Source organism: Pseudomonas sp. HY7a-MNA-CIBAN-0227, assembly GCF_040310325.1.
Lineage (GTDB): Bacteria > Pseudomonadota > Gammaproteobacteria > Pseudomonadales > Pseudomonadaceae > Aquipseudomonas.
Window position 1 is genome coordinate 301,257 of the sequence record NZ_JBEOPT010000006.1, and the last position, 26,764, is coordinate 328,020.

A 26,764-nucleotide genomic window follows, 5' to 3' on the forward strand; every position below is an offset into this window, starting at 1 on the left:
TGACTCGCAGGCGCGGGCGGCAGCATCGCGGCCATGACTACGACTGAACTGCTCCCAATCGATCCCCGGCGCCAATCCAAATTTCTGTATTGGATGGGTTGGCGTATCTGCGAGATTGCCGAGGCTACGGGCGAAAAGGAAAAAACGCTACACAGCTGGAAGGCCCGCGACGAGTGGGACCGGGCGGATAACGTCGAGCGCATCGGTGGGGCACTGGAAGCGCGTTTGGTGCAATTGATCCTCAAGGAAGGCAAGAGCGGCGGCGACTTCAAAGAGATCGACCTGCTGCACCGGCAGTTGGAGCGCCAGGCCCGCATTCAGCGTTTCCAGGGCGGTGGTACCGAAACCGAACTCAACCCCAACCTTGCCAAGCGCAACGAAGGGCCAAAGAAAAAGACCCCGAAAAACGACATCAGCGAAGATCAGATTGAGCTGCTGCGTGAAGCGTTTATCGACGGGTGTTTCGACTACCAGAAGGACTGGTACCGGGCGGGCAATCAGCGCACCCGCGTCATCCTCAAAAGTCGTCAGATCGGCGCCACTTACTACTTTGCCCGCGAGGCCTTTATTGATGCGCTGGAGACCGGGCGCAATCAGATTTTCCTGTCGGCTTCGAAGAACCAGGCCTACCTATTTCGTGGCTACATCCAGGCATTTGCCCGTGAGGTTATCGGCGTCGAGTTGACCGGTGATCCCATCGTTTTGCCGAATGGCGCCGAGCTGTTTTTCCTCGGCACCAACGCGCGCACCGCCCAGGGCTACCACGGCAATTTCTACTTCGACGAGTTCTTCTGGACGTTCAAGTTTGAGGAGCTGAACAAGGTCGCGTCGGGTATGGCGATGCACAAGAAGTGGCGAAAAACCTACTTCTCGACGCCGTCGACCATGGCCCATGAGGCCTACACCTTCTGGACTGGTGAGCGTTTCAACAAGGGCAAGCCAGCGGCGCAGCACACCAAGGTCGACGTGACCCACGGCGCACTCCAGCAAGGTCGGTTCTGTGAGGATCGGTTGTGGCGCCAGATCGTCACCATCCTCGACGCAGAGCAGGGCGGTTGCGACCTGTTCGACATTGAGGAACTGCGCCGGGAGTACAGCCCCGAGGCGTTCGCCAACCTGCTGATGTGCGAGTTCGTCGACGACGGTGCCAGCATCTTCCCGCTGACAGTGTTGCAGCCGTGCATGGTCGACAGCTGGGTTGAGTGGGCTGAGGACTACAAGCCGTTTGCCATGCGGCCGTTCGGTGATCGCCAGGTGTGGGTGGGTTATGACCCGGCTGAAACCGGAGATTGCTCGGGCATGGTGGTGGTCGCGCCGCCGCTGGTACCGGGGGGCAAGTTTCGGTTGCTGGAGCGGCATCAGTTTCGCGGCATGGACTTCGCAGCGCAGGCCAGCTTCATCAAAGCTGTGTGCAACCGCTACTGGGTGACGTACATCGGGATCGATGTCACCGGCCTGGGCAGCGGCGTGGCGCAGCTGGTGCGCCAATTCTTCCCCAACGTCACCACCTTCAGCTACTCGCCCGAGGTCAAGACGCGCCTGGTACTGAAGGCGTACGACGTGATTCACAAGGGCCGGCTGGAGTTCGACGCGGGTTGGACCGACATGGCGCAGTCGCTGATGGCTATCCGCAAGACCATCACCGCAGGCGGCCGTCAATTCACCTATACCGCCGGCCGCAACGACAACACCGGCCACGCCGATCTGGCATGGGCGCTCTTTCACGCATTGCACAACGAACCGCTGGAGGGGCAGACCACTGCCAACACCGGGCGGATGGAGATTTTTTGATGTCGAACCGCCGCAGAAATACCAAGCAAGTGGCCCAGGCTTCCACGGTTGCAACGCAGGAATTCATTCCGCGCAGTGACAGCAAGATGGAGGCGTTCAGTTTTGGCGATCCATCACCGGTGCTTAGCGGCCGGGAGGTGTTCGATTACCTGGAGTGCTGGTTTAACGGGCGGTGGTACGAGCCGCCGCTTTCACTGGATGGCCTCGCGCGCTCGGTGGGGTCCAGCGTGCATCTGCACTCGGGGCTCATGTTCAAGCGCAACTTGCTGAGTAAGACCTTTATCCCGCACCGCCTGCTGTCGCGCGCGGCTTTCGAACAGTTCGCCCTGGACTTTCTGTGCTTGGGCAACGGGTACCTGGAAGGGCGGCGTTCGATGCTCGGCCCGGTGCGCGAGCTGGTGCCGCCGCTGGCGAAGTACATGCGCTCTGGCAAGGACGGGCGGCAGTTCATGGTCCAGGGCTGGAAGGAAGAGCACGAGTTTGAACTAGGCACCGTCTTCCATTTGAGGGAGGCGGATTTGCACCAAGAGGTGTACGGACTGCCCGAGTGGATCAGCGCCTTGCAATCGGCGTTGCTGAACGAGTCGGCCACGCTGTTTCGCCGCAAGTATTACGAAAACGGCAGTCATGCCGGCTTCATCCTCTACATGACCGACGCCGCACAGAACGAAGCGGACGTCGACTCCCTGCGCAAAGCGCTGAAGGACTCCAAGGGGCCTGGCAACTTCCGCAACCTGTTCGTGTACTCGCCGAACGGCAAAAAGGATGGGTTGCAGATCATCCCGGTCAGCGAAGTGACGGCGAAGGACGAATTCAACTCGATCAAAAACCAGACCCGCGACGACGTGTTGGCCAGCTTACGCATTCCGCCGCAGCTCATGGGCATCGTGCCGCAGAACGCGGGTGGGTTTGGGTCAATCAGGGAGGCGGCGCAAATTTATGCAGCCAATGAACTGGAGCCGATTCAGGCGCGTATGGCGCAGGTGAATGACTGGCTCGGGGAGGAGGTTGTGCGCTTCAAACCCTATGAAATTCCCGTGGGGGCCTAAAACCCCCTGCGCAGTAAACGAGGCGACGAACCGGTGCGTCAACACCGGTTCGACGCTGAAACACTCGAACCAGCCGAGTGCTCCAGCCAAGGCCTCGCCCCACTGCGCAGGGGGGGCGAAGCCTAAGCGAATCCAATTGTCGAAACAAGGATCACTTAATGAGCACACCAATTATCCCGTGGATGGGCGGCAAACGCCGTCTTGCAGATCGTCTTATCCCGCTGTTCCCACCTCACGAATGTTACGTCGAGGTCTTTGCCGGCGGCGCCGCGCTTTACTTCATGCGCCCCCAGGCTGCGCCGGTTGAAGTCCTCAACGACATCAACGGCGACTTGGTGACGTTGTACCGCGTGGTGCAGAACCACTTGGAAGAGTTCGTGCGCCAGTTCAAGTGGGCACTCAGCTCTCGCCAGGTATTCGAATGGCAGAAGATGACCAGGCCGGAAACGCTCACCGACATCCAGCGGGCTGCGCGGTTTTTCTACCTGCAGCACCATGCGTTTGCGGGGAAGGTCAGTGGGCAGACATTCGGCACAGCCACCACGGGGCCGGCGATCAACCTCCTGCGGATCGAGGAGAACCTATCCGCCGCGTGGCAGCGCCTCTCAGGCACTTACGTTGAGAACCTGGGCTGGCTGGAATGCGCGGAGCGGTACGATCGGCCGCATACCTTCCACTACATGGACCCGCCTTACTGGCAGACCGCAGGCTATGGCGTGGACTTCCCGTTTGAAAACTACGAGCGGATGGCCGACTTCATGCGCCGCTGCAAGGGCAAGGTGATGGTCAGCATCAACGATCACCCAGATATCCGGCAGGTGTTTGACGGGTTTCACTTCGAAATGCTGGATATCCGATACAGCACTACGAACCAACGCCAAGCGAAAGCGGAGGTTAGCGGAGAATTAGTAATAATGAACTGGGTGCCAGAAGCGCTTGGAATGCTGTTCTGAATCAATAGGGAAAGCGGGTATGAGTCCATATCCGCGTAACCAAGCTGCTGCTGAGGTAGTGGCTTGTTACTTCTTCACAGGGCTATACCTGTACGCTTTTCGATTTGCTGCTTGACCAATCCCTTCGCTAATTGGCCTAGTAGTTCGAACGTGAAACCGCCTGCCTTCAGCGCTCCCTCCTTAGTCATTTTCCAGATTTTTTCGTCCCTTACCGAGTCCGCAAAATCGTGCCCAGATGGAGTTAGCCCCGAAAAAATATAAAGCCCCCCAGCGTTACCCGGAATATCAAAAATCCTGCTTTGTATAGCCAGTTTGAGGTGATACTCGACTTGGGCTGGGGTGAACCCATCAATCACCATGTCGGTTTCGAAGTCTTCGTAACTAACCAGTTCATTTGGTCCCTGATGGTCCTTCTCAACCTCAAGCACCACAAGTCTCATCAAATCCATATCTCTTTGCATGCGTGTCTCCTTACATCGTCTCAGGCTTCGCTCAATACCGAGCGACACTTGATACTACAACGCCATTAGCAAGGCCGCTTAGATCTCCGGTGGAAATTTATTTCTAGGGCATTGGCTGAATTAAATCGGCTCCCTTGTTTCTTACGTTGCCCACGGCGGTGCTGACCTTGAACCATTCAAAGGTCTCGGACGGCACGCCCTGGTGCAACACCATCTGCTCGGCACGCTCCTTCGGCGTTGTTGGGTCCAGCCATTCGCGGGCAAGGTCTGGCGCAAGTACCACGGGCCTTCTGTCGTGGATGTCCACCATGCCACCAGCGCTATCGGCGGTGATGATCACAAAGCCGTCATGCTCGCCTGCGCCTTCATCGGCGTCTGGTAGTTGGCCGATAGCTGCGCACAGGATCGGCGCGCCATCCCGCCTGCGGATCAGATACGCGCAGTGAAGTAGTCAGGGTGTCGATCTGCTTTCGCATCTCAGATGCTTCGCCGCCCCTTTGACGTAGGTACCCGGCGAACTCTGTGTTCTTCGCCTGGGTATCCAGCAGCATCTGACTGATTCCGAAAACATCTTCCCGAGCTTTGCGCAATTGCACGTTCAGTTCCTGGATCTCGTTCTCCAGTAGGCGGCAGTGCTGTTGGTACATTTGCAATGGAGTAGAGAGGCCAAGCCAGCGAGGGTGTCTTCATCGTTGTTCATGGGTACGAATCCAATACTGTATGTATATACAGAAATTGACGTTTGTCCATGAAGCGATTTGAGGCGACGAAGTGTAGGAGGGGGGAGGATTCGGGTCTAAAAAAGTCAGCTGGGATAGATGAAAATTTGCCCTTCAATAGCATGAAAAAACCCAGTCAAACATAGCATTTGCAAGGTGTCACGGCAAGCGCAAGCGGCCACGCAGCCCAATAAACACGGGGGCCTTCAGCACGTCTCGGCCCGCGAGCAGTCGCACCCAGGGCAGTACCTGGCTCGCCACTGTCGGTCCGGGGAGTTGGCGTGCCACATGCAGGGCCACTGACGTGCTACATCGGGGCAGTAGCGTGCTTCAGCACTCGGCGCGCGCCGTCGTCCCCCCACCTCGCCTGCGGGCTAAATGGGTCACTTTTTCTGCGCACCTGCAGACCATTCTCAGCGGTCCAGGCTGGGGCTCTGCTCGGCGTTGTGGGGAGGTTGAAAGCCTGCGGAACCCTGCACCGAGGGGGTATTTATTCGAAAGGTCTGGAGGCTTTGCTGTGCAGGTAGAGGGGGGGTATTTCAAAAAGAGTAATTTCAGTAACCACCAGTGGGGAATGGGCTGGAGGCCACGTATTCCGTGGGGTTTGGTATTACAAAAAGGAGTAACAGAGAAGTAATTGAAAAGGTAATTGTTTGGCAAGCCATTGTTTTTAAAGGGTTTTTATAAAAGTGAGAATTACATTTATAAAGAGTAATCAGATTACTTCAATATTACTTAAAGATTACCTTTTGGCTCGAATACAAAACCCTTTAGTTTCAATGGCTTGAGCTTAAAAAACGGTCAAGATTACTTATGTTACTCTTTTTTTGCCCCCCCTCAAGATTGTGTATTCCAGGCCCCTATACGTGTGATGCGCACGCGTAATGCTTGCATCGTTTTGTTGATGCCGTCGCATGAGTAGGTGGTGTCAGGATTGGAGCGACAGGCACGCACGTACGACGGCGTTAGCCCGGCCTGGAATGTTGGATATAGATGGGGAGTGGTACAGAAGTGGTACGGGAACTTTTGGGGTGCGCTAAAAGGCTTGTATTACGGGGCCTGTAGGATTAGCAGTTCCAATCCATCATCGGCGCAACGCTGAAGCGGTGCGACAGCTCAGGGTGGCGATGGCTATGTTTTACGTGGGCTTCAGCTTTTTCGAAATTCATTAATACTGATCTTTTATACAGCGGTTTTTACCCATTTTCCCTTGTTTTTTGAAGTGGGTTGCTACAATGTAGCAATCGAATTCAGCAATGTAGCAACTGGAAATGGGCACGATCACATCACGTAAGCGCAAGGACAACTCGACGGCCTACACGGCGCAGATACGGATCAATCGGGATGGGAGGACAGTTTATCAGGAAAGCCAAACCTTCGATCGTAAGCAGGTCGCCCAGGCCTGGATCAAGCGCCGGGAGACAGAGCTGGCGGAACCTGGTGGCATCGAGCGCGCAAATCGTAAAGGTGTGACGATCAAGAAAATGATCGAGCAATACCTGGACGAGTACGAAAAGATCCGTCCGCTGGGGAAGACCAAGAACGCCACGTTGAAGGCGATCAAGGATACCTGGCTGGGCGAGCTCGACGACTCGGCGCTGACCAGCCAGAAGTTGGTGGAATTCGCGCAATGGCGGATGAGCAGTGAGGGCGGTGGCGTCCAGGCGCAGACAGTCGGCAACGATCTGTCGCACCTGGGGGCGGTGTTGTCTGTGGCGCGGCCGGCTTGGGGTTATGAGGTAGACCCGCTGGCCATGTCGGATGCGCGAAAGGTGTTGCGCAAGCTGGGTATGGTCAGCAAAAGCAAAGAGCGCAACCGTCGGCCGGCGCTGGTAGAGCTGGACAAGCTCATGGTGCATTACTTCGAGATGCAGACGCGTCGCAAAGCCCAGATCGACATGCCGAAGCTGATCGCCTTTGCGATCTTCTCGACGCGCCGCCAGGAGGAGATTACGCGGATTCGTTGGGAGGATCTCGATTGCGCCCGGCAGGCCATCCTCGTAAGGGACATGAAGAACCCCGGACAAAAAATCGGCAATGACGTGTGGTGTCATTTGCCGGATGAGGCCTGGGCAATTCTGCAGTCCATGCCCAAAACGGAGAAGGAAATCTTTCCCTACAACGCCAGGTCGGTGTCGGCGTCCTTTACGCGGGCCTGCCCGATGCTGGGGATTGAAGACCTGCATTTTCATGACCTGCGGCATGAAGGGGTGAGTCGGCTGTTCGAGATGGATTGGGATATTCCGAGGGTGTCGAGCGTGTCGGGGCACAGAGATTGGAACTCGCTCCGGAGGTACACGCATTTGCGCGGCCGGGGAGATATTTACGAAGGTTGGGTGTGGCTTAAAGCAACAATTCAATCATGATTTTAGGTGCATGGGTCTCAATATAGTGGATTGAGCGCCTCTGCTGCATGTGGTATAAGGCTGTAATTTTTGAGCAGGTTTTTTTAATGGAAGCTTCAGTCGCTAATATGGCTATAGTAAAAAATAAGACTGAAGGCAACGGCCTCTCATCTCATTCACATAAAGTTGTTAGTTTATTTTGCGGTGCGGGTGGGCTTGATCTCGGGTTTACCAACGCTGGTTTTGAAGTTTGCTACGCCGCAGATTATGACGCCGCGGCAATAAAAACATACAACAGAAATCATCCAGGGGATTTAGGGCGCGTTGTTGATCTCTTGGACACAACTGTAGAGCAGCTGTGTGATTCTATCGTTGAGACGTGTGGTGAAAATCCAGAAATTGCTGGAATCATTGGCGGACCTCCTTGCCAGGGGTTTTCTCGTGGCAACACAGGGCGACATGCAGAAGATCCACGAAATCAATTAGCGCTCAAGTATGCAGCTATCGTGAATTCTTTTTATCATAAATTTGGTTTGAAGTTTTTCGTATTTGAGAACGTACCAGAAATCCGGGCTCAGAAGAATAAAAGTTTCCTAGAAGGGTTGCGAAAAGAGCTTTCGCAAAACTTTAATATTTATGAGCGAGAGCTGAACGCCAGAAATTATCAGGTTGCCCAAGCCCGTCGACGTTTGTTTATAATTGGTGTGTGTAAGAGTTCTGGTGTCAGTGAGTTTGTATTTCCAGCGCCGTCGCCTTTGAAAGAGAAGGTCGTCGGTGATGTCATTAGCGATTTGCCCGATCCCGTTTATCTATCGAGAAATTTAGTCGCAGAATCGATTCCATTTCATCAAAATCATTGGACCTCCCGACCAAAATCAAAGCGCTTTGAAACGGGAGTGATGCCTGTCGGTGGTCGTTCATTTATTCAATTGGATTGGATGAAACCGAGTAGGACGGTTGCGTATGGGAATCGTGAAATACATGTTCATCCGAATGGTAAGCGACGTTTGAGCATCTACGAAGCTTTGCAGTTACAAGGATTTCCTTTTAAATATGTACTTGAAGGGAATATGAGTCAGCAGGTCAAGCAAGTTTCGAATGCTGTGCCGCCTCCGGTCGCGGAGAGGATAGCAGAATCGATAATGGCACAAGTTATGTAAGGTGAGCTGGTTATGGATGACATTAGCAGTGAAATTGGACTCTCTGATGAAGAAGTAATATTGCGTCGTCAGTTAGCCGCGTCGAAGTTTTATGATACTCCTGTGCAGGCGACGTTAAAAACCAACCAGCGTGTGTTTGCACGAATAACGGATGGGATCTACAGGGAGCCAGCTTCGGCGCTTCGTGAATTAATAGCAAACTCCTATGACGCCGATGCAACTGAGGTGCGGGTTTTTACCGATGCGCCTCGCTTCTCGAAAATCGTTGTTAGAGATAATGGGCATGGATTGGATGAAAATACACTAGCTCATATTATTTGCAATATCGGCGGCAGTTTAAAGCGCAGCAAGGATGGCAAATATCATGACGTAACTAGTGAACTGGATAGAAATCTCAGTCCCATGAAGCGCCGATTGATCGGGAAGCTTGGTATTGGGCTTTTTTCGGTTTCACAGATTACTCATCACATTGTTATCGTCTCGAAGGTTAAAGGGGATAATAAGCGTCTGGTCTGCGATATTTTGTTACGCCCGCAGGCCGATGTTGTAGCTGAGACGGATGAAGATAATTATGTTACAGGGAAGGCAGAGATAACATATGTCCCTGCTGAAGATCTGGACTCGTCGGGTACAGAAATTACACTATTGAATGTCCGACCATTTGTACAAGAAAGCTTGCAGTCGAAGCTATTGTGGAATGCAATTCAGTTTGAGCGGGAAGCTGTAGGTGGGGATGTTGAAGAGGTTGAGTTTGATTTAGAGGACGAGCTTAAGGATCTCCCTAGAGAGCCAGATTTTCATATTGGTGAGATTGATCCAAACAATCCAGATGTCTTGATCACTACGTCAAAGCTGCCGTGGCTCCCTTCAGATGACCCTGTAGATAAATTTCGAAAATTAGTTACGCAGGTGAGCTCGCTTGTCGCGGACTCGAAGCGTGGAAATGTTAAGTTGCTAAACTCCCTTGATTCATATCTAAGAATGATATGGTCAATCAGTTTATCAGTGCCTATTCAGTATATCGAAAAACACCCCTATGAAGTATCTGCCTCCGATAATGTGGAGATTTACTTGATAAACAATGGGGGTAGAGGTAGTGCCGCGGAGAAACTCGAACTTCAAGGTGAAGAGACGCTAGAGTCTAAGCTCGGATTAATGGCTAGGCATGAAGAAAGTAAACTTCCATTCTCGGTTACTATTGATGGGGTTGAACTGCGCCGGCCAATATCCATCGCGGGCGAAGCTGATAGGGCCAGAGGGCAATTAATGTTCGTTGGTAGAGCTAGCCCTTCGTTAAGTAGCGTGCCTGAAACATATCGAGGTGGTGAGCTTGAGTTTGAATATTATATGCTCTGGAACAGTAAGGTGGTTCCTCTTGAGCATAATGGCTGCTTGATTCGAATCAATGGTGCTAATGGTACATTGTTTGATTCCGCTTTTTTGGATTACCAGATTTCAGAGCAAACTCGATTGAGGCAACTGTCTGGTGAGGTGTTTGCAATCAAAGGGCTTGACTCGGCACTAAATATCGATAGGGAATCGTTTAATATTGCACATCCGCATTTTCAATATCTGAAGCGGTGGATGCATAACGCTTTGCGCCAATTTATGAGCAAGCACAAGGCGCTGAGCAAAGATACTGCTACTTTGCAAAACAAGTTAAAGATAGAGCAGGTTAAATCAAATATTAACTCAGTTGTGGTTGATTTTACTGAAAATCGATCCGTGCGCTTCTATTCTGCTTTGAAAGGTGATCAGCCTTCGCTCTTGGATGAACCTGGAACGATCTCTATTAATAGAGAGACGGTTCTTTCGAGCACTCGAGGTGCTACCTCCACTGAAAAGGCACGCTTGGGGCTACATGAAGATAAACTTGTAGCAGTTGCTGAAATCCTAGAGTCTTACGGGCTTTTATCTAGTTTGAGTCCTGTCGAGGTCGAGCGTCTCATAGGTGCTATTGGTAAAATTTTCCTTATGGATATCAAGAAATGATGAGCATGGATAGCGGAGACGATTTGGATGTTGGTCTTGGTTATGATGATGTTGCCCATGGCTCGGTTTCCCTCAAGACAAAATTTTGGCCTTGGCATAAACCTAGAAAGCAATATATTCGAAATAAACAATGGAATACTGCCGCAGCAAATTTGATTGATCACCTTCGGTTGAAGGAGAAGGGTAGGTCGCTTCAATACTTAAGTCTTCCTGGGTCCGATTTGCTCGATGTGCGTTCGCTTTACACTGTTTGTGCTGCTAAAGAAGTTCGGCTGAAATTTATTGGTTTGAATGAGATTACAGCGGGTGATAAAGAAGCTACCATGGATCAATTGATTTCTATCAATGAGCTTCATGGATTGCAATACATAGATCCGTCGTCTGATGTTTATGAGGATCAATTGGAGCGTTTGTGTGTAGATAAATCAATTGCACAGGAACATATCATTAAACGAGCTTCTAGTTATGATGTTATAAACATCGATTTGTGTCGTAGTATGCTTGAGTCGCCCCCGCAGGAAAAGCAAAGCAATTACTATGATGCCCTTTTTAAGCTGCTAAGGCATCAGGCAGATAATCGAACTGAAGATTGGCTATTTTTTGTCACCACCCGAACAAATCAAGATATGGTTCATGAGGGGGCATTTAGAAAGTTTGTTGAGGCTTTAGAGCAGATTTTTGATTTGGATGAGGCTGTTTATAATAAATGTAACGAGCTTGAGATATTTGGAAAGGAAGTGCTCGTTGAACGACGTATTGACGTCAATAAAGTTGACGCTCCTTCTTATAATAATCTGGTGAGCGCTGGAATCGGTAAGTGGGTCTTGAGCGCATTAGCAGGTCGTCCCCCTGCCCATAAGTCAAAAATGCTACAGCTTTTCGGCTACAACGTGGTTCAGCGGGAAGGTGATGCTTGCGATATGATGTCTTTTGGTTTTTGGTGCAAACATATTCCCAATAAAGCCATAGACGCGTTTGGATTGGCTGGGGCCGGGGCGAATCTAAATGCAGAGGATGTCGCTGCTGCTGTTAGCCGAGCCAGATTAACCATTGTCGAATCCGTTTCGAAGTTAATAAATGTTGATGTGCATATGGCTGATGACGATGTTTTCGAAGAAATGCTTCATTCATCTACGAGTTTAATGAAGTCGGCTAGATATGACATTGCATCTTACGTTGATTGGGCTCGAGATGATCATGGTAAAGTCAAAAGCTGGTTAGCTAATCGCGGGATTGCTTGATTAGTTTTCATGGGGGAGAGATGCTCTCCCCCATGTCGTCAACTTGGTATAATCGTTTTTCTACCCATTAATTTTTCGTGCTCTGCAGACGCTTTCGCTCGTTGTTTATCTATGTAGTCAGCTAAATCTGCTAAATGAACTCCGAGAGCTGCCTTTTGGCTGACGGCACCTAACCTTACAATGGGAAGATCGATCTCCCCTGAAAGGCATTTGCTTTTTAGCTTCTCAACGGTCAACCCCATGTAGTCACCACAAACTTGGCTGAGGGGAATGATCGCTCTGCCGTTGTATTGCGCCATGAGTAAAAATAGCGTGTTCATGGCACCTCCTGGCTTTCATTCATCGATATCTTTACCCAGCGTTTTGACTCGCAGAGCTGCGCATACCCCACAGCAGGCTGCGCGAGCGGGCGTGTCTGAGCGTTCAGCGTTGCATCAGCGAGCGCTGCCCCGCGCAGCTTTTCGTGGGGTATAAGTGCCTCGGCAGTGGCGCTGGAAGGAGCAATAATGCCTGCTGCTACGCAGCAGAGACTGTTTGTTTCTAGCGTGTCGACACTGTCTGCAGCGCGGAGCAAAGCGGGCAGATCGCTGGTGTAGTCCTGTTGGTTCTTCATGCCGCTTTCCTCCGATGTTCGATAGCGAGTTGGTCCATCAGCCGCTGGTGGTAGGTGACTCGGGCCTCGGCGGCAGACCAAGGACGGATTGTTTCAACCATGGGTTCGATGCCGGCCAAGCAATCCCAGATAGCCGGATCGGTTGGCATGAGGTCGCGTCGTTCGGTCGCCAGTGCGATCAGATCGGCCTGGTGCACGCAGTCAGGGAGTTCAAGGACCAGGTCAAAGCGCTCGCAAACGCGCTCCCAGATAACATCCTCGAAGTGCCGGTAGGCAGAGATCCACTGCTTGAGCGGTCGGGTCATGTCGCCCAGGTACGCCTCGGGTGCGTCATGAAGTAATGCCGCGAGTTTGTGCTCTTCCGGCACCAGCTCAGCGACGATGCAGCTGTGCTGGGCCACACTGTAAAACTCGCGGGTGTGGCCGTTGAAGCGGCACAAATGGGCCAGCGAATGCGAGATATCGCGTGGATCGATCATGTCGGCGTCGGGTTCGAACAAGTCAAAGCGCTTACCGGTGGAGGTGAGGATCCAGTTCATGCTGCCTCCTTTACCGGATCCGCCAGCAGCAGGGCGTTGTCCGTGGCCTTGTGCAATTGGCGCAGAGCGTCATAACCGATCAGCGCTTTCAGCTGACGGTCGAACTCTTTGCTGTAGAGGGTTAGTGCGCGCAGTTCCTTGGTGGCCTTAGCTTGTTGCTGCTGCAGTGTGCCGGCGGCTTGGGGTGTCAGGCGCAGCATGGGGATGGCTCGGCTCATGCGGCATCCCCCTTCAGCTCGAAACGGTCCATCAGCGCAGCCATATTCAGTGCCTTGTCACGTAGGGCAAGTGCCTGCGTTGCTTGGCTTTCGGATCTAACGGCGAGGAAGGTGTCTGCGGCGAGCTTCAGCTTTTCGGCAATGGCGAGAAGGGTGTAACGGTCTTGCGGCTCCCGGCTCAATAGGAGTTCGGTGTGCATGCATTGATCTGACATTTCTTTGAGAGAGGCTGCGTATGCGGCTGAAGCTTCGTCCCGGCCTAAGACGTACCCGTCAGAATAGCCTTCGTCGTAGCCATCATTTTTGCCGTCCGTGAGGCCGCCTCGATAGCCGAACCAGTAGAGGATACCGGCGGCGATTACTATGCTGATCAGTGCGCAGATTTGAATTACGGTCATGTGGTGTGCTCCTGGTGGTTTGTTGGCTGGTGGTGGCAGCCGTTGGTTTTACTGCTCTGGCTCGGTTGAATCAGTTTGTGGTCGCGGCATGTCCTCATCCGCCCTGTAGGCGCGGATATCAATCAGTGCTGCGACGTGCTTGATGTGGGCATACCTCAACGCTTTGACGCTGTGATCCAGGGTGGTAACTGGCAGCTGAATGCGGCCGCTGTTGATCGCCTCGGTGAAGGTCTTCTCGTTGAGGTTCTTGAAGTAATGCACGCGCAGCTTTTCCAGGGGGATAAGCACGTCTCCGAAGAGTTGGTGCAGCATCTCGACGGTTGCGCTATCCGGCGCGGGTTGCAGCCGTAGCGGTGTTTGACTGTTGTTGCTCATGGGCGGCGGCCTCCTTGCGTTTGAGTCGTGAAGGGTGGTTCCAGGCATTCAAACAATGGCGTTTAGTCAACTCCCGCAGATGCTCCGGCACTTCGAGGAGCGCGGCATTGCGCTCCTCGCGTGTGTGCATGGCGACGATCTGGCGGGCGTACTCCCTAGGCCACGTCACGGTTGTCTGCCGGGATGGCTGGCAGTTCGAGGCCTAACTGAATCGCCAGCCAGGGCATGCCGGCTTGCCGGACCTTCGTCGACTGGCTGTATTGCATCCCGGCCGTCTCGTGGTACCAGTTGCCGTTCTTGATCCGCAGGTATTCCCGGTCACGGACAGGGAACGCCGGGAGGTTGCGGTCAGTGAGCAAGCCCTTGTCACGCATCAGCGAGATCAGTTTGGGGCGGGTGAGGCCGAAGTACTTGGCGGCTTTATCCAGGCTACGTTCCATCTCTGCCTCCTAGGCTGCATGCGCGGCGGGAGTCGCCACGGCTGCCAGGTGAGTTATGGATTCGGCCACCATGGAGTAGATCTCCACGTCACTGCCGTACACCGTGAAGCACTTGGTGCGCGGCTTTCTGACACCGATGCTCATGATGGTGGTAATGCCAGCGCGGGTTTTGTTGCGGTGGATTGCCAGGTTGATCGGTTGCTCAAAGCCCATATCGAGGCTGAGCGCGCCGCCGGTTTGCACCAGGTCGAACACGCGCTGCTTGTGTTCAATCTCAAACACGCCGTAGCGTCGGTCTGCGTGCGGCAGGGACGCTGATTCGACCTGGCTGCTTGGATCGGCTGGCCCGTTGACGATCTCTTCAATGAAGTCCGCGAGGCTGAGATGCATCTTTTTGCTGTTGGGCAGGGTCAGCGTGTGGCGTTCGACGCCCAGCTCAACGGTGAAGTGCGTGTCGGCTTTGCGGCGCTCAACTTTCAGGCGAAAGGACAGGGCCAGGCGCTGTGGTTCGGTTCGCAGGACGTGGTTGAAGGTCTCGGTCAAGTTGACCTGGGCTTTGAGCAGAGTCAGGGTGCGGTTGTCGAGTTTGAGCTTGCTCATGCCGCATGCCCTCCGCCATTCGGATCAAACGGAGCAGGCGCAGTGCGTTGTTTCAGCTTGGGTTTGGATGCGATGAAGGTACAGCCGCAATCTTGAGCCAGACGGCGGACCTCGAAGATGCGGAAGGGGTTCGCAACGGCCGGGTGGACGTGCAGGGTGGCTGTGGTGTGCATGGTGTTGCCTCGCTCTGTGGTGGGAGAGTGAGGCGAATATCAACCAATGGTTAAAATAAGTCAACAACCTACAGGTGAAAAAAGGCACAGATTATTGCGTTGACTGGTAGGCGCGTATCTAGCCGTGGCTGTTCAGTTAGTCATTCGGGAGTGAAAGTTCCTATGACCTTGCCGCAGACTTGCATGTCTTCTGTGAGTTCTATGATTGGGTACTGTGGGTTGATAGGCTTTAGAAAATGCTTTCCTGCATCCTGTACTAGGACTTTGAAGGTTGCTTCATTAGTGCCAGGGATCGTGGCAATTACCCGGTCGCCGTTGTTTACAGCTAGCTCAGGGTCTACAAAAATTACGCATCCTGCCGGATAGCTTTTACCTGGTCCATAGTTGGTCATTGAGTCACCGACTACGCGTAGTGCGTACCCAGACTTGCTGATGTTGACGGGGCAAGGGAGCCATAGTTCTGCATCAAAGGATTCGACGCTTGAAGGGATTTCGCACCACGATCCAGCTTGAATCCAGGATATTAGTGGGACTTTTCCCATATGAGCGCTAGTGATGATGGTATTGCCGGTAGTTTCATGGGCCGCTTGAGATGAGGGCCGTTCAGGGAAAACAGGCATCACTCCATGCTCAAGCCACTCTCGGCGACACCCTAGCCATTCCGATAGCACTGTGAGGCTATCAACCTCCGGAATTGCTGCTCCGTTGAGCCATTTACTCACAGCCTGGGGCGTCTTGATGACGCCCTTGGACTTGAGTTGCTTAATGATGTCAGACCCACGCCCATGCTTGCGGACACCTTGGTTATCAAGTGCTGCATGGAGTCTTTCAGCGAACATGTAGCGCAAGTTTTCTTTATCAATCATAGGTTGATGATCACATAGGAGTTGCTAATCTGTCAGTTGATCCTTACTATCAACCAACAGTTGAAGGAGGTCCAAATGCTGAACCCGTCAGACTTTCCAAATGCCATAGCGTTTGCCTTTGAAGCAGTCGGTGGTATCGGAGCCGCTGCGAAGGTGTGTGACAGGAGCTATCAGGCGCTGAATAAGTGGCGCCTGGCAGCCAGCTTGCCGCGAACCGATTACACCGGTGAAACGAAATATGCTGTCCTTCTGGCAACGGCTGCAAAGCAAAAGGGCAACTCGTTCGAGGCTGCTTGGTTGCTTACCGCATCTGCACCGCAAAAAGCTGCAGCGTAGTTAGAAAAAAGGCGACCCAAGGGCCGCCCAGTTCCTCCCGACACGCACCACCACAGCGCTGTCGGGTCGCGATAAAGATAGGCGGGCACACCACATGCAAACCGTCGATCTTTACCGCGCTTTCCAGGGCACGGATGCCTTGGTGTTGCTGCCTTCTCCACCACAGATTGGGCAGCTGTTGCGCCAGGGGTAAGCGACGGATCGCTCGCCCCGGCACGGTGCCGGTTTCGATCTTGAGGATCTTGCCGGCGTTTGGGCCCTTTCAAGCCACGCGGCAAATGTACCACCACTGCACGTCGCGCGGCACTGGCAACTTATAAGGATTAATGCCATGAGCCGAATCGCTCTGAGTTGCGTTGATCGAGCAACGCGGGAAGTCCTGCCGCTCGATTTGGCGCTCTACCACGCTGCTCGGGACTATCCCGGTGGCGCTGCTGCAATCGCCGTCACCACCGGCCGCAATCCCACCACACTCCAGCACAAGCTTTCTCCTACCCATCCCAGCCACTCCGTGAATATTCAGGAGTTCGGCGAGATCCTCGAACTGACCAAGGACCGTCGCATCCTCGATGCGGTGCATGCGTTGGTTGGCGACACGACCTGGCAGGAGCTGGCAGAGGCCTACACCAACGACATGCCCGAGACCTTGACCACCGGCATTGCTGTTTATTTTCGGCAGGTGGCTGATCTGGCTGACACCTGGGCCAAGAGCATTGGTGATGGAGTGGTCAGCGATCAGGAGCTGGCCGAGATCCGCCTACAGGTGTTTCGCGGTATTCGGGGGTTGCTGGGGATGTTTAACCGCGCCACGTACGTCAACCAGTCTACCCGGGGGAATGACCGTGGCTGATATTGCTGACTTTGCTAATGACCTGGTGCAAGAGCGCCTGGACCAAGCACTTGCTGCTCGTAGTGCCCTCAAATCAGTCACGGTGCTGCACTCCCTTATGTTCTGCGAGAGTTGCGACGTACCGATTCCAGAGGCTCGGCGGTTAGCGCAGCCGGGCTGCACCTTCTGCATTGAGTGCCAGTCTGTGGATGACTTGAAGAGGGCTCGTTATGCTCGATGAAGTCATCAATCAGTTCGCGGATTACGGCCTTGAGCCCGAGCAGCCTCTGGTGTTCGGCAAGCTGACCCGCTGCAAGACCTCCCAGGACAAGGGCAAGGAAAAAAACGGCTGGTATGTAGTCCACGAACATCGCACCGAGAAAAACGAAACGCTAATTTTCGGCAGTTTCGGTGACTGGCGTTCGGGTGAGTCGCAAAAGATCAAGGTGAAGGCCGGTCGCATGAGCCCGGAAGAGCGTGAAGTCATGCGCGCCCGCCAGGAAGAGGCCAAACGCAAGGCCGCTGAGGTTGCGGCCAACGCGGCACGCCGAGCGGCCAACCGTGCAGCCAGCCTGTTCAAGCGAATGCCGGAGAAGGGCAAGAGCGCCTATCTGGATCGAAAACAGATCGTCGGCTTCAAGGTCCGCTATGCGCCACGAACTGGCGCATTTTTGGTGCCTATGTGCAACGTGCGGGATCAGATCGTCGGCCTGCAGGTGATCTTCCCGGCGAAGCAAGAAGACACCGGGCGCGATAAGGCCTATTGGCCCTACGGCATGTCGAAAGAGGGCGCCTTTCATCTGATCGGCCCACACCCTGAACCGGGCGAGCCGGTGCTGGTGTGTGAGGGTTACGCCACGGGCGCAAGCCTGCATATGGCGACCTCGCTGACAGTCGCTATCGCCTTCGATGCAGGCAACCTGTTGCCGGTCTCCAAGGCAATGCGCGAGCGCTTTCCCGGCTGCCCGCTGATCATCTGTCGGGATGATGACTGGAAAACCAAGCGCCCCAACGGTGAGCCCTGGAACCCAGGTCAAGATAAAGCCGACAACGCCGCGTTGATCGTCGGCGGTCAAGTGGTCGCACCAGTATTCTCCGGCGAGCGTGAGATCAAGTGGACCGACTTCAACGATCTACATGTCGCCGAGGGATTGGAGGCTGTCCGCCGTCAGGTGTTGGCGGTGGTCAAGCCTCCTGCAGCCGGTGGTTGGAAGGATCAACTGGCCCGTACTGAAAACGGCTCGCTGATCGCACACATGCAAAACGTCGAACTGATCCTGGGCAACGACGAACGCTGGGCCGGCGTGATCGGTTACAGCGTGTTCAGCTCCAAGATCATCAAGCTGCGATCTGCCCCTTTTGGCGGCGGTGCCGGCGACTGGGCTGACATCGATGACATGCGGGTGATGAAGTGGCTCGCGCAGCAGTACAACCTGCGGGTCAAGGCCTCGCATGTGATCGAGGCGGTGAGCGTGGTTGCCCACGACCATGCGTTTCATCCGGTGCGCGAGTACCTGGAGAAACTTGAATGGGACCGCGTGCCTCGGTTGGAAAGCTGGTTGACTGATGTGCTTGGCGTCCAGGCCAGTGAATACTCGGTGAAGGTTGGCAAGCGCTGGCCGATCTCGGCGGTGGCTCGGGTGATGCGCCCAGGTTGCAAGGCTGACTCGGTAATGATCCTCGAAGGCGGGCAGGGTGAAGGTAAGTCCACGGCCATGGGCATTCTCGGTGGCGAGTGGTTTATGGACACACCCTTTGCCCTCGGTGACAAGGACAGCTTCCAGGCGATTCGCGGCAAGTGGATCGTAGAGCTGGGGGAGTTGGATAGCTTCAACAAGGCCGAGAGCACCAAGGCAAAACAGTTCTTCTCGGCGTCCACCGACACTTATCGGGAGAGCTACGGCCGCAGAACGAATGACGTGCCACGCCAGTGTGTGTTCGTGGGTACCACCAACCAAGAGGAATACCTCAAGGACGCCACGGGCAACCGCCGTTACTGGCCGGTGTTCTGCAACAAGGTTGATCTGGAAAAACTGCGCGAGATCCGCGACCAGCTGTGGGCCGAAGCATTGTTCTGCTTTGAGGCCGGCGATATCTGGTGGGTGACCAAAGACGAATCCTGGATGTTCGCCGAGGCACAGGACGAACGGTTCGTGGTGGATGAGTGGGAAGGGCTGATTCTCAACTGGCTGGAGGAGTCGCAGCTTGGAGAAACCGCCACCGGCAACGAGATATTGACCCAGGCGCTCAAGTTGGACTTCGGCCATTGGGGCAAGCCCGAGCAGATGCGAGTGGGCGCAATCATGCACCGTCTCGGCTGGCGGAAGAAGCGAATGCCCGCTCTGGCTAAAAGCGGTATACGGCAGTGGGCCTATCAGAAGCCAGCGGCCTGGGGACGTCCTTCTGCCTTGCAGACGGTTCTGGTGGAGGAGCCTTGCTTTGATTAAGCGAATCGATGAGATGCTCAAGCTCTGGGCGCAGGATCTGCATTCGCCGGTGACCACAACCTACGGCGGATCGACTGGCGGGAACATGATCGCCATGTTGATGGAGTGCAAGGGCGAGCTGATACGCGGGACTCGCGGTAGTAGGGTGCTGCTGGATGAATCGGCGGATATAGAGCTGATCGTCAACAAACACCTGGCGCCTGAACTGGCTTTGGTGGTGTTGGAGCACTACTGCAACTACGAAAGCTTCCTCTCGCAGAAGATGTTGCACTGCGGTTGCAGCGCGCCGACCTATTACCGTCGGCTGCATGATGCCCATGTGGGCATCGCCGGCATGTTGATGGGGAAGGCTGCATGACCCCTGGCATCACTCCGCGTGCCACTGTCCTACTGTCCGGCCTTGTCCGACTGCCATTTAGTGTAGCTGGACAGGCGCAGGCCGCGTCGTTGCTGGGCTGTCCTACTGTCCAACCTTTACCCACCTCATGCACATGTAAGCATAGCGGGCATGTAATCGCGCCCGTGTCGCGCATGCGTGCTTTTAGTTTTCTCTCTATACACAAGAGAAAAGTAAATAAGGTAGGACAGTAGGGCAGAGCCCCGAATTTAGGCGCCTGTAGCTGTCCTACTTCGACTTTGAACAGTGGGACAGGTAGGACATGGTATTAGAAGCGATAGCCGATTAAATGCGTTGTACCTCCGTCACACCTGCGTCATACCTGTGTTGCACCCGTATTGCTCCATGGCATTAAAACTAGCTTGCTGCCATGATAATCCACCTGTAAAAAGTACCCATCTTCGATAGGTGCGACCGCAGAGAGCGGCACGCACCACCACACTGAACCCGGCCATTGCGCCGGGTTTTCGCGTTTATGGGGTAGGGCGATGACGAACGAGCAGCAAGCGCTTATTGAGATGCCGATTTGGATGGTGATCATGCTGTCCCTGGTTGGCGGGATATCGGGCGAGGCATGGCGGGCCGACAAGGCAGGGGTGAGCGGTTGGTCATTGGTTCGCCGCCTGCTCCTTCGATCCGGTGCCTGTGTGGTCTGCGGACTCTCCACGATGATGTTGCTCCACGCTTCGGGAGTGTCGGTCCTGGCGGCGGGCAGCATCGGCTGCCTCACCGCGATGGCCGGTGCCGATGTCGCGATTGGCTTGTACGAACGCTGGGCTGCCAGGCGGTTGGGTGTGTGCGATGTACCGCCGTCGGGCGGCGGCCAGGCTTAATGTGCTGTAGGCCACGTAATACGTGGTCTGTAGAGGTTTGTATCAAAATGGTGCGCCAGAAACTGCCGGGGACCCTGGCGGTATTTGAAGGGCACGGGGCATGGGACTCGCGGGAAAGCGTTAGCGGACAGTTCACCAGCTTAGTGAACTGAGGTGAACAGGTGAACCCCCAGTATTCATTGGGTGAACAGGACATTCCAACATGACCGTAATCAGCAAAACGGAGTTTGCGGCACGACGTGGTTGGGCTAAATCTTATGTTTCCAAGTTGGCTAATCAGGATCGGCTGGTGCTGACTGAGGACGGCAAGGTCGAGCTGGAAGCCACCGAAGCTTTGCTGGTTGAGTCTGCTGACCCAAGCAAAGCCGCCGTCGCCGACCGCCACAATCGGCTTCGCCTTCAACGAGAGGCTCAAACAGCCGTCGAAGAACCTGCGGTGCCGCAAGTCGGGCAGGCGGCAGATTTTCAGAAGTCTCGCGCTCTGCGAGAGCACTACCTTGCCCTGCAAGAACAAGCCAACTTTCGCAAACAGCAAGGCTCTCTGGTGGACCGCGAAGCCGTGGGAACCGGTGCTTACAACGCGGGCCGCCTGCTGCGGGATCAACTGCTGGGGATGTCCCCGCAACTTGCACCGGAGCTGGCCGCGATGACCGATCCTTGGCAAATCGAAAGGCACCTGACGGCAGCCATTCGGCGCTCGCTGGAGGACGCTGAACGTATGTCTTCCTCTGATCTTGAACATGCACTGACCACGAGTTAAGCCCATGCCTACGGAAATTCCTGACGGTGCAGAGGTGTACCGTGAGGCGTATTTCCGTGGGCTGCGGCCCGACCCGGATGTTTGGATTGACCAGTGGGCCGACGAGTACATGCGGATCCCGCGTGATACTGGTGCCGCTGAGCCAGGCCAGTACCGTACCTCGCGCACGCCGTATGCCCGCGAGCCAATGCGCTGTCTATCGCCGGCTCACCCCTGCAAGCGCGTGATCACGATGGTTGCCTCGCAGTTGATGAAAACGCAGATCGGTTTGAACTGGATCGGCGGTCTGATCCATATGGCGCCGTCCAACATCCTCGCGCTGCTACCCAGCCTCGGCTTGGCTAAACGGGTGTCATCTCGAATCAACAAGACCATCAAGGCCACGCCCGTGCTGCGTGAGCGTGTCGCCTCCAGTCGGTCGCGAGACTCACGCAACACCATGGACACCAAAGAGTTTGAAGGCGGATCGCTGTACGTCACCACCGCCGGCTCTGCGGCCAACCTTTCAGAGTTGTCTGCGCGATATGTTTATGGCGATGAGATTGACCGTTGGGAAGTGGACATCGGTGAGGAGGGCGACCCCATTGAACTGGCAGAAACACGGGGCAGTACCTTCGGCCGCAACGCCAAGTTTTACTTCTCCAGCTCGCCGACGATCAAGGGTGCGTCACGGATCGACGATTTGTTCGAGGGCAGTGACCAGCGTTATTACTACGTGCCGTGCCCGAGCTGCGGGCACATGCAAACCTTGGAGTGGGAGCGGCTGCACTACTCGAAAGATTACAGTGTCGTGCATTACCAGTGCGCTGGCCCAGATTGTGATGTGCTGATCGAGGAGTACCACAAGGGCGAGATGCTCGCCAAAGGCGAATGGCGTGCCCATGCCGAGGGCGATGGCGAAACGGTGGGCTTCCATCTCAACGCATTGTATTCGCCGCTAGGTTGGATGGACTGGAAGTCACTCGCCAAGCAGTTTGAGAAGGCCCAGAAAGCCAAGGCTAAAGGCGATCTTGAGCCCATGCAGGTGTTCTACAACACCCGTCTAGCCAAGGTCTGGGACAGCGCGCAAGAGCAAACCAAGGCCGAGGTGCTGATCGCTCGGGCGAGGTTGGAACCGTACACCCTCGGTACCATGCCGCCCTTTGTGCTGATGCTGACGGGCGCAGTTGACGTGCAGGCCAACCGCCTGGAACTGATGGTCATGGGCTTCGGCGTCGGCATGGAACGTTGGGTGGTCGACCACCAGGTGATCTGGGGCGACCCTGCCGATGAGCGTACATGGGCCGTGCTCGACGAAAAGCTCAAGGTTCGTTACCGGCATCCGTGCGGTGTTGGGCTGGCGATTCTCGCGACGGGCGTCGACTCCGGCGGCCACCACACCGACGAGGTCTACCAGTTCTGCCGCGTCCGTCGCTGGCGCAACGTCTTCGCCATCAAAGGCGCGAGCAAGCCCGGCAAACCGGTGATCGCTCAGCGCCCGTCCATGGTCGATGTGACCTGGAAGGGCCAGACCGAACGGGGCGGCGCCGAGTTGTGGTTCGTCGGTACCGACACCGCGAAGGACTGGATCTACAACCGTTACCCGTTTGAGTCCGGGCCGGGCGCGCTGCACTTTGCCAACGACCTACCGGACGAGTTCTTCGCCCAGTGCGTGGCAGAGCGCAAGGTTGCCCGTTACGTCCGAGGCCACAAGCGCATTGAGTGGGTCAAGGGTAAGGCCGAGCGCAACGAAGCGCTCGACCTGATGGTGTACTGCCTGGCAATGGCCCACTACCTGGGCATCAACCGTTACCAGGAGCACGACTGGGAACGGGTACGGCAGTCGCTGGCTCAGTCCGGCTTGTTTGACGAAGCGCTGGGCATCAAGCCTGTGCAGGGTGAGCGCATCGACGACAACGAAACACCTGAACCAGTTGCAGCGCGGCAGTCGCAACCTGTTGCCCCGGTCGCCCAATCGCGACCCGCTACACCCCCACCACGCCGCAGCTCCACCAGCGGTTACCTGAAGAGACGCTGATATGTCCTTTACCCAGAAGCATCTCGACGCCATCGAGCGCGCCATTGCACGCGGTGAAAAGACCGTGCGCTACAGCGACCGTACCGTCGAGTACCGCACGGTCGATGAACTGCTCCGGGCTCGCGAAGAGATCCGCACGTCGTTGACCAATGCCGCCGGCCCCCGCTCGCGGGTGGTTCGGCTTTACCACGGAGGCAAGGGACTCTAATGGCTCGTCACTTTCCGACGCTGTCCCGTAGTGGATTTTTGCTGCCGTCAAACATCAAGGCCAGCTACGAAGGCGCCGGGGAGGGCCGCCGCTCGGCCAGTTGGGAAGCCAGCGACAACGGTATCAACAGCATCAACACCCCGGCGCTACGCAACCTGCGCGCTCGATCCCGGGCGGCTGTGCGTAACGATCCGTATGCCTTCAACGTCATCGACAAGCGCGTCAGCAACCTGATCGGCACCGGTATTAACCCCAGGCCGAAAACGGATGACGCGGATCTGCGCAAGTTGATGCAGGAGCTGTGGGAGGACTGGGCGGATGAGGCGGACGCTGATGAGCTGACCGACTTCTACGGCCAGCAGGCCCTTGTCGCTCGCACGGTTGAAACGTCGGGCGAGTGCTTTGTCCGGTTGCGTCCGCGCAGCCTGGATGAAGGCTTGGCGGTGCCGCTGCAATTGCAAACCCTGGCTCCTGAATTTGTCCCGCACGACAAGTTCGAGACCACCAAAAACGGCAACATCATCCGTGCCGGGATCGAGTTCAACCCCACCGGCAAACGTGTGGCCTATTGGATGTACCGCTCACACCCTCGCGATTCGTCGTCGTTGAACATCGGTTACAACCAATTAGTGCGCGTGCCGGCCGCCCAGGTGTTGCACATTTTCGAGCCGGTCGAGCCGGGCCAGTTGCGCGGTGTTCCGCGCCTGGCGCCTGTGTTGAAGCGACTGCGCAGCCTGGACAATTACGACGACGCGGTGTTGTTCCGGCAAGAAGTCGCCAACTTGTTTGCCGGCTTCATCAGCCGGCCGGCACCTGATACGGGGCAGACGCCTCGCGATCCGGTGACGGGTCAGCCGTTGACCACTGATCGCGACGGTTTCACACCGATGGTTGCGCTGGAGCCCGGCACCATGCAAGAACTGGGTCCTGGTGAAGAGGTTGAGTTTTCCAAACCACCGGACGCCGGCAACAACTACCCGGACTTCATGCGTCAGCAACTGATGGCGGCGGCGGCGGGGTCGGGCACGCCTTACGAGATCCTCACGGGCGACATGCGGGAGGTCAACGACCGGGCGCTGCGGGTGGTGCTCAACGAGTTTCGGCGGCGCTTGGAGCAACTGCAATTCGGCGTTTATGTGCATCAGCTGTGCCGCCCGGTGCGGGCCGCGTGGATGGACATGGCGGTGTTATCCGGCGCCCTGGTGCTGGAGGACTACGCGCAACGTCGCCGCGAATACCTGCGCACGCGTTGGGTACCGCAGGGCTGGGCTTACATCCAGCCAGTGCAGGACGTACAGGCACGTCGGATGGAAGTGCAGGCGGGCTTTGCCTCGCGCAGTGAGATGGTTCTGCGCACCGGCTACGACGCTGAAACGGTCGACGCAGAAAACGCCGCTGACCTCGCTAGAGCCACGGGCCTTGGCCTCAACTACACCACTCTTGAAGCCATCGAGCTGATCGATGACAAGGAACAACCATGAGCAAAAAAGCGCTCCCGCGCATCCTGGACAAAGCAGGTAAACGAGTAAAGGTGGCGGACAAGACCTGGTACACCTTCCAGGCCAGCGGCGAAGCAGAGCAACACACCATTGAGGTGTTTGTGTACGGCGAGATTGGTACCTGGGGAGTCACCGCCAATCAATTCGTCCAAGACCTGCGCGCCATGGATGACGGCGCCTCACCGGTAATTGTTGCGTTCAATAGCATTGGCGGTGATCTGTTCGACGGCTTGGCTATCCACAACGCGCTGTCGCGCTTGGGAGAGCGCTGTACCGGGCGCATTGATGCCTTGGCGGCGAGTGCTGCCAGTGTCGCGGTCTGCGGCGCTCACCGGGTGGTGATCGCGGCCAACGCCATGCTGATGATCCACAACCCTTACACCTATGCCGGTGGTGATGCCGAAGACTTCCGCCGAGTCGCCGATGTGCTGGACCAGACTCTGGAAGCGATCATTGCGGCCTACAAGTCCAAGGCGCCGGACATCGACGAAGCCGAGTTGCGGCGCATGGTCAACGCAGAAACCTGGCTCACCGCCAATGAGGCAGTGGCATTGGGCCTGGCTGATGAAGTGGGCGACGGTCTCAAGGTCAAAGCCTGTCTCGGCCAGGGCAGTGTGTTGCAGCGTTTCCAGCATGCCCCGGCTGAACTGCTCGCCCAGCTTGACGAGGAGCCAGAGATTGAGTCTCCCGAGCCGGACAATCCGGCGGCACCGGCCCCTGTTTTGGACGCGGCCAAACTGGCGCTGATGGTCACGCAGGGTTGTGCAGCGGCAGGCATCAGCAACCTGGTGGAACCGTTGCTCGCCACGACCAAGCTAGAAAGCGAAGCCGTGGTCCAGGCGGCACTGATCAAGGCGAAAGCCTTGCACGGTCTTTGTGTTGCCGCACGTCTTCCTGAACTGACCGGCGAGTTCATCTCTGCCGGCCTGGATGAGGCCGCTGTCAGGGCTCGTCTGTTCGACAAACTGGTGGGCAGCGGTGGCTTTGAAATCGACAACAGTCTGCCGTTGGCCGATGACCCTGCACCCACTATCAAGGCCAAACAGGCCGACCCCCAAGCGATCTGGGCATCCCGTCAGGCGGCGCAGAACGGAACCTCGAAAGGAGCAAGAGCATGACCGTCAAACTTGAAACGATGCACGCGGGGGAATTTCTGCTGTCCGAAGGTGCCGGCAATATTTCTCGCGAAGCCATCAACGTCGCGGCAGGGGCAGCACTGCAACCGGGTCAGATCCTCGGTCTGGTAACGCTCTCGGGTGAATTCTCACCGTACAACCCCATCGCCGAGGATGGTACGGAAAACGCCACCGCGATCCTTTACGGCCCTCTGGGTGAGTCGGACGTAGTTAGGCGCGGTCGCGCAGTGGTGCGCATGGCCGAGGTCAGCGAAGCGCACCTGACCGGCCTCGATCCTGCCGCCGAAAAAGCCCTGGCAGTCCATTTTCTGATCGTCCGCTAAGACGTTCACCCCTGTTTATCCATCCCGCCGAGTGCGGGATTTTTTG

The 26,764-nt window shown here is 55.7% G+C and carries 30 protein-coding genes and 1 pseudogene; 19 read left to right on the forward strand and 12 right to left on the reverse strand.

Annotation, left to right across the window (positions count from 1 at the left end):
- Positions 1-33 precede the first annotated feature (33 nt).
- The 3 genes from AAEZ06_RS13305 to AAEZ06_RS13315 all read left to right on the forward strand — a co-directional run bounded on the left by AAEZ06_RS13305 (position 34) and on the right by AAEZ06_RS13315 (position 3,793).
- Positions 34-1,791 carry a terminase ATPase subunit family protein gene (locus tag AAEZ06_RS13305; protein WP_350614651.1) on the forward strand — a complete coding sequence of 586 codons (1,758 nt, stop codon included), beginning with the start codon at positions 34-36 and terminating at the stop codon, positions 1,789-1,791.
- Positions 1,791-2,840 carry a phage portal protein gene (locus AAEZ06_RS13310; protein WP_154845341.1) on the forward strand — a complete coding sequence of 350 codons (1,050 nt, stop codon included), beginning with the start codon at positions 1,791-1,793 and terminating at the stop codon, positions 2,838-2,840. Before AAEZ06_RS13305 ends, AAEZ06_RS13310 begins: the two co-directional genes overlap by 1 nt.
- Before the next feature lie 158 nt (positions 2,841-2,998).
- The gene (locus AAEZ06_RS13315; RefSeq protein ID WP_350614653.1) at positions 2,999-3,793 is read left to right on the forward strand and encodes a DNA adenine methylase; all 795 of its coding nucleotides are present in this window, start codon (positions 2,999-3,001) and stop codon (positions 3,791-3,793) included.
- Between the two features lie 74 nt (positions 3,794-3,867).
- Here the strand turns inward: AAEZ06_RS13315 and AAEZ06_RS13320 are convergent, their stop codons facing one another.
- The 3 genes and pseudogenes from AAEZ06_RS13320 to AAEZ06_RS13330 form a co-directional block, all read right to left on the reverse strand.
- Positions 3,868-4,254: a DUF2513 domain-containing protein gene (locus AAEZ06_RS13320; RefSeq protein WP_350614655.1), complete on the reverse strand. Its 387-nt coding sequence runs from the start codon at positions 4,252-4,254 to the stop codon at positions 3,868-3,870.
- A 103-nt stretch (positions 4,255-4,357) separates the two neighbouring features.
- A pseudogene (locus AAEZ06_RS13325) lies at positions 4,358-4,690 on the reverse strand (SOS response-associated peptidase family protein); the annotation flags it as partial.
- Positions 4,620-4,850: a hypothetical protein gene (locus AAEZ06_RS13330; RefSeq protein WP_350614656.1), complete on the reverse strand. Its 231-nt coding sequence runs from the start codon at positions 4,848-4,850 to the stop codon at positions 4,620-4,622. The pseudogene AAEZ06_RS13325 and the gene AAEZ06_RS13330, both read right to left, overlap by 71 nt.
- A gap of 1,394 nt (positions 4,851-6,244) precedes the next feature.
- On the opposite strand from AAEZ06_RS13330, the gene AAEZ06_RS13335 reads away from it, so the two are divergent.
- The 4 genes from AAEZ06_RS13335 to AAEZ06_RS13350 all read left to right on the forward strand — a co-directional run bounded on the left by AAEZ06_RS13335 (position 6,245) and on the right by AAEZ06_RS13350 (position 11,711).
- A complete protein-coding gene (locus tag AAEZ06_RS13335; RefSeq protein WP_350614658.1) occupies positions 6,245-7,339 on the forward strand; it encodes a tyrosine-type recombinase/integrase in 1,095 nt (364 codons plus the stop codon).
- Between the two features lie 86 nt (positions 7,340-7,425).
- Entirely contained in the window at positions 7,426-8,478 is a 1,053-nt protein-coding gene (locus tag AAEZ06_RS13340; protein ID WP_350614660.1) for a DNA cytosine methyltransferase, read from the forward strand.
- Between the two features lie 12 nt (positions 8,479-8,490).
- Positions 8,491-10,470, forward strand: a complete 1,980-nt coding sequence (locus tag AAEZ06_RS13345) for an ATP-binding protein (RefSeq protein WP_350614662.1) — start codon at positions 8,491-8,493, stop codon at positions 10,468-10,470.
- On the forward strand, positions 10,467-11,711 hold the full coding sequence (locus tag AAEZ06_RS13350; RefSeq protein ID WP_350614664.1) for a PP_RS20740 family protein: 1,245 nt from the start codon (positions 10,467-10,469) through the stop codon (positions 11,709-11,711). The genes AAEZ06_RS13345 and AAEZ06_RS13350 overlap by 4 nt, the downstream gene beginning before the upstream one ends.
- 38 nt (positions 11,712-11,749) lie before the next feature.
- Here AAEZ06_RS13350 and AAEZ06_RS13355 read toward each other — a convergent pair whose 3' ends face one another.
- The 9 genes from AAEZ06_RS13355 to AAEZ06_RS13395 form a co-directional block, all read right to left on the reverse strand.
- Complete coding sequence (locus AAEZ06_RS13355; protein WP_350614666.1) at positions 11,750-12,031, reverse strand: pyocin activator PrtN family protein; 282 nt, start codon at positions 12,029-12,031, stop codon at positions 11,750-11,752.
- Positions 12,028-12,324: a hypothetical protein gene (locus tag AAEZ06_RS13360; RefSeq protein WP_350614668.1), complete on the reverse strand. Its 297-nt coding sequence runs from the start codon at positions 12,322-12,324 to the stop codon at positions 12,028-12,030. The genes AAEZ06_RS13355 and AAEZ06_RS13360 overlap by 4 nt, the downstream gene beginning before the upstream one ends.
- Complete coding sequence (locus tag AAEZ06_RS13365) at positions 12,321-12,863, reverse strand: phosphohydrolase (protein WP_350614670.1); 543 nt, start codon at positions 12,861-12,863, stop codon at positions 12,321-12,323. The genes AAEZ06_RS13360 and AAEZ06_RS13365 overlap by 4 nt, the downstream gene beginning before the upstream one ends.
- Entirely contained in the window at positions 12,860-13,081 is a 222-nt protein-coding gene (locus tag AAEZ06_RS13370) for a hypothetical protein (protein WP_350614672.1), read from the reverse strand. Before AAEZ06_RS13370 ends, AAEZ06_RS13365 begins: the two co-directional genes overlap by 4 nt.
- Positions 13,078-13,479, reverse strand: coding sequence for a hypothetical protein (locus AAEZ06_RS13375; RefSeq protein WP_350614674.1), 402 nt, complete (start codon positions 13,477-13,479; stop codon positions 13,078-13,080). Before AAEZ06_RS13375 ends, AAEZ06_RS13370 begins: the two co-directional genes overlap by 4 nt.
- Before the next feature lie 48 nt (positions 13,480-13,527).
- On the reverse strand, positions 13,528-13,854 hold the full coding sequence (locus tag AAEZ06_RS13380) for a pyocin activator PrtN family protein (protein ID WP_065929207.1): 327 nt from the start codon (positions 13,852-13,854) through the stop codon (positions 13,528-13,530).
- Between the two features lie 155 nt (positions 13,855-14,009).
- A complete protein-coding gene (locus AAEZ06_RS13385) occupies positions 14,010-14,294 on the reverse strand; it encodes a phage antirepressor KilAC domain-containing protein (protein WP_350614676.1) in 285 nt (94 codons plus the stop codon).
- Positions 14,295-14,303: 9 nt separating this feature from the next.
- Complete coding sequence (locus AAEZ06_RS13390; RefSeq protein ID WP_350614678.1) at positions 14,304-14,894, reverse strand: hypothetical protein; 591 nt, start codon at positions 14,892-14,894, stop codon at positions 14,304-14,306.
- Positions 14,895-15,207: 313 nt separating this feature from the next.
- Positions 15,208-15,933 (reverse strand): LexA family protein, encoded by a 726-nt coding sequence (locus AAEZ06_RS13395; RefSeq protein WP_350614680.1) that lies wholly within the window; start codon positions 15,931-15,933, stop codon positions 15,208-15,210.
- Positions 15,934-16,008: 75 nt separating this feature from the next.
- On the opposite strand from AAEZ06_RS13395, the gene AAEZ06_RS13400 reads away from it, so the two are divergent.
- The 12 genes from AAEZ06_RS13400 to AAEZ06_RS13455 all read left to right on the forward strand — a co-directional run bounded on the left by AAEZ06_RS13400 (position 16,009) and on the right by AAEZ06_RS13455 (position 26,718).
- Positions 16,009-16,269, forward strand: a complete 261-nt coding sequence (locus tag AAEZ06_RS13400) for a hypothetical protein (RefSeq protein WP_350614682.1) — start codon at positions 16,009-16,011, stop codon at positions 16,267-16,269.
- Positions 16,270-16,600: 331 nt separating this feature from the next.
- Complete coding sequence (locus tag AAEZ06_RS13405) at positions 16,601-17,119, forward strand: phage regulatory CII family protein (protein WP_350614683.1); 519 nt, start codon at positions 16,601-16,603, stop codon at positions 17,117-17,119.
- A complete protein-coding gene (locus tag AAEZ06_RS13410; protein ID WP_350614685.1) occupies positions 17,112-17,339 on the forward strand; it encodes a TraR/DksA family transcriptional regulator in 228 nt (75 codons plus the stop codon). The genes AAEZ06_RS13405 and AAEZ06_RS13410 overlap by 8 nt, the downstream gene beginning before the upstream one ends.
- Positions 17,329-19,545, forward strand: coding sequence for a VapE domain-containing protein (locus AAEZ06_RS13415; protein WP_350614687.1), 2,217 nt, complete (start codon positions 17,329-17,331; stop codon positions 19,543-19,545). Before AAEZ06_RS13410 ends, AAEZ06_RS13415 begins: the two co-directional genes overlap by 11 nt.
- On the forward strand, positions 19,538-19,903 hold the full coding sequence (locus AAEZ06_RS13420) for a PA0613 family protein (protein ID WP_350614689.1): 366 nt from the start codon (positions 19,538-19,540) through the stop codon (positions 19,901-19,903). Before AAEZ06_RS13415 ends, AAEZ06_RS13420 begins: the two co-directional genes overlap by 8 nt.
- Positions 19,904-20,430: 527 nt before the next feature.
- The gene (locus AAEZ06_RS13425) at positions 20,431-20,775 is read left to right on the forward strand and encodes a phage holin family protein (protein WP_350614691.1); all 345 of its coding nucleotides are present in this window, start codon (positions 20,431-20,433) and stop codon (positions 20,773-20,775) included.
- A 202-nt stretch (positions 20,776-20,977) separates the two neighbouring features.
- Positions 20,978-21,535 (forward strand): terminase small subunit, encoded by a 558-nt coding sequence (locus tag AAEZ06_RS13430; RefSeq protein ID WP_350614693.1) that lies wholly within the window; start codon positions 20,978-20,980, stop codon positions 21,533-21,535.
- 4 nt (positions 21,536-21,539) lie between these two features.
- Complete coding sequence (locus AAEZ06_RS13435; RefSeq protein ID WP_350614695.1) at positions 21,540-23,552, forward strand: phage terminase large subunit family protein; 2,013 nt, start codon at positions 21,540-21,542, stop codon at positions 23,550-23,552.
- 1 nt (position 23,553) lies between these two features.
- Positions 23,554-23,760 carry a phage head-tail joining protein gene (locus AAEZ06_RS13440; protein ID WP_350614697.1) on the forward strand — a complete coding sequence of 69 codons (207 nt, stop codon included), beginning with the start codon at positions 23,554-23,556 and terminating at the stop codon, positions 23,758-23,760.
- Positions 23,760-25,241, forward strand: a complete 1,482-nt coding sequence (locus AAEZ06_RS13445; RefSeq protein ID WP_350614699.1) for a phage portal protein — start codon at positions 23,760-23,762, stop codon at positions 25,239-25,241. The genes AAEZ06_RS13440 and AAEZ06_RS13445 overlap by 1 nt, the downstream gene beginning before the upstream one ends.
- Entirely contained in the window at positions 25,238-26,377 is a 1,140-nt protein-coding gene (locus AAEZ06_RS13450) for a head maturation protease, ClpP-related (RefSeq protein ID WP_350614701.1), read from the forward strand. The genes AAEZ06_RS13445 and AAEZ06_RS13450 overlap by 4 nt, the downstream gene beginning before the upstream one ends.
- The gene (locus AAEZ06_RS13455) at positions 26,374-26,718 is read left to right on the forward strand and encodes a head decoration protein (protein ID WP_350614703.1); all 345 of its coding nucleotides are present in this window, start codon (positions 26,374-26,376) and stop codon (positions 26,716-26,718) included. Before AAEZ06_RS13450 ends, AAEZ06_RS13455 begins: the two co-directional genes overlap by 4 nt.
- Positions 26,719-26,764 lie beyond the last annotated feature (46 nt).

Coding starts and splice junctions, on each gene's coding strand:
- AAEZ06_RS13360 (WP_350614668.1), bottom strand. CDS start 12,324: ATGAAGAACCAACAGGACTACACCAGCGATCTGCCCGCTTTGCTCCGC.
- AAEZ06_RS13350 (WP_350614664.1), top strand. CDS start 10,467: ATGATGAGCATGGATAGCGGAGACGATTTGGATGTTGGTCTTGGTTAT.
- AAEZ06_RS13340 (WP_350614660.1), top strand. CDS start 7,426: ATGGAAGCTTCAGTCGCTAATATGGCTATAGTAAAAAATAAGACTGAA.
- AAEZ06_RS13430 (WP_350614693.1), top strand. CDS start 20,978: ATGACCGTAATCAGCAAAACGGAGTTTGCGGCACGACGTGGTTGGGCT.
- AAEZ06_RS13400 (WP_350614682.1), top strand. CDS start 16,009: ATGCTGAACCCGTCAGACTTTCCAAATGCCATAGCGTTTGCCTTTGAA.
- AAEZ06_RS13355 (WP_350614666.1), bottom strand. CDS start 12,031: ATGAACACGCTATTTTTACTCATGGCGCAATACAACGGCAGAGCGATC.
- AAEZ06_RS13345 (WP_350614662.1), top strand. CDS start 8,491: ATGGATGACATTAGCAGTGAAATTGGACTCTCTGATGAAGAAGTAATA.
- AAEZ06_RS13425 (WP_350614691.1), top strand. CDS start 20,431: ATGACGAACGAGCAGCAAGCGCTTATTGAGATGCCGATTTGGATGGTG.
- AAEZ06_RS13405 (WP_350614683.1), top strand. CDS start 16,601: ATGAGCCGAATCGCTCTGAGTTGCGTTGATCGAGCAACGCGGGAAGTC.
- AAEZ06_RS13365 (WP_350614670.1), bottom strand. CDS start 12,863: ATGAACTGGATCCTCACCTCCACCGGTAAGCGCTTTGACTTGTTCGAA.
- AAEZ06_RS13375 (WP_350614674.1), bottom strand. CDS start 13,479: ATGACCGTAATTCAAATCTGCGCACTGATCAGCATAGTAATCGCCGCC.
- AAEZ06_RS13435 (WP_350614695.1), top strand. CDS start 21,540: ATGCCTACGGAAATTCCTGACGGTGCAGAGGTGTACCGTGAGGCGTAT.
- AAEZ06_RS13455 (WP_350614703.1), top strand. CDS start 26,374: ATGACCGTCAAACTTGAAACGATGCACGCGGGGGAATTTCTGCTGTCC.
- AAEZ06_RS13315 (WP_350614653.1), top strand. CDS start 2,999: ATGAGCACACCAATTATCCCGTGGATGGGCGGCAAACGCCGTCTTGCA.
- AAEZ06_RS13305 (WP_350614651.1), top strand. CDS start 34: ATGACTACGACTGAACTGCTCCCAATCGATCCCCGGCGCCAATCCAAA.
- AAEZ06_RS13380 (WP_065929207.1), bottom strand. CDS start 13,854: ATGAGCAACAACAGTCAAACACCGCTACGGCTGCAACCCGCGCCGGAT.
- AAEZ06_RS13370 (WP_350614672.1), bottom strand. CDS start 13,081: ATGAGCCGAGCCATCCCCATGCTGCGCCTGACACCCCAAGCCGCCGGC.
- AAEZ06_RS13335 (WP_350614658.1), top strand. CDS start 6,245: ATGGGCACGATCACATCACGTAAGCGCAAGGACAACTCGACGGCCTAC.
- AAEZ06_RS13390 (WP_350614678.1), bottom strand. CDS start 14,894: ATGAGCAAGCTCAAACTCGACAACCGCACCCTGACTCTGCTCAAAGCC.
- AAEZ06_RS13385 (WP_350614676.1), bottom strand. CDS start 14,294: ATGGAACGTAGCCTGGATAAAGCCGCCAAGTACTTCGGCCTCACCCGC.
- AAEZ06_RS13320 (WP_350614655.1), bottom strand. CDS start 4,254: ATGCAAAGAGATATGGATTTGATGAGACTTGTGGTGCTTGAGGTTGAG.
- AAEZ06_RS13395 (WP_350614680.1), bottom strand. CDS start 15,933: ATGATTGATAAAGAAAACTTGCGCTACATGTTCGCTGAAAGACTCCAT.
- AAEZ06_RS13310 (WP_154845341.1), top strand. CDS start 1,791: ATGTCGAACCGCCGCAGAAATACCAAGCAAGTGGCCCAGGCTTCCACG.
- AAEZ06_RS13440 (WP_350614697.1), top strand. CDS start 23,554: ATGTCCTTTACCCAGAAGCATCTCGACGCCATCGAGCGCGCCATTGCA.
- AAEZ06_RS13450 (WP_350614701.1), top strand. CDS start 25,238: ATGAGCAAAAAAGCGCTCCCGCGCATCCTGGACAAAGCAGGTAAACGA.
- AAEZ06_RS13415 (WP_350614687.1), top strand. CDS start 17,329: ATGCTCGATGAAGTCATCAATCAGTTCGCGGATTACGGCCTTGAGCCC.
- AAEZ06_RS13445 (WP_350614699.1), top strand. CDS start 23,760: ATGGCTCGTCACTTTCCGACGCTGTCCCGTAGTGGATTTTTGCTGCCG.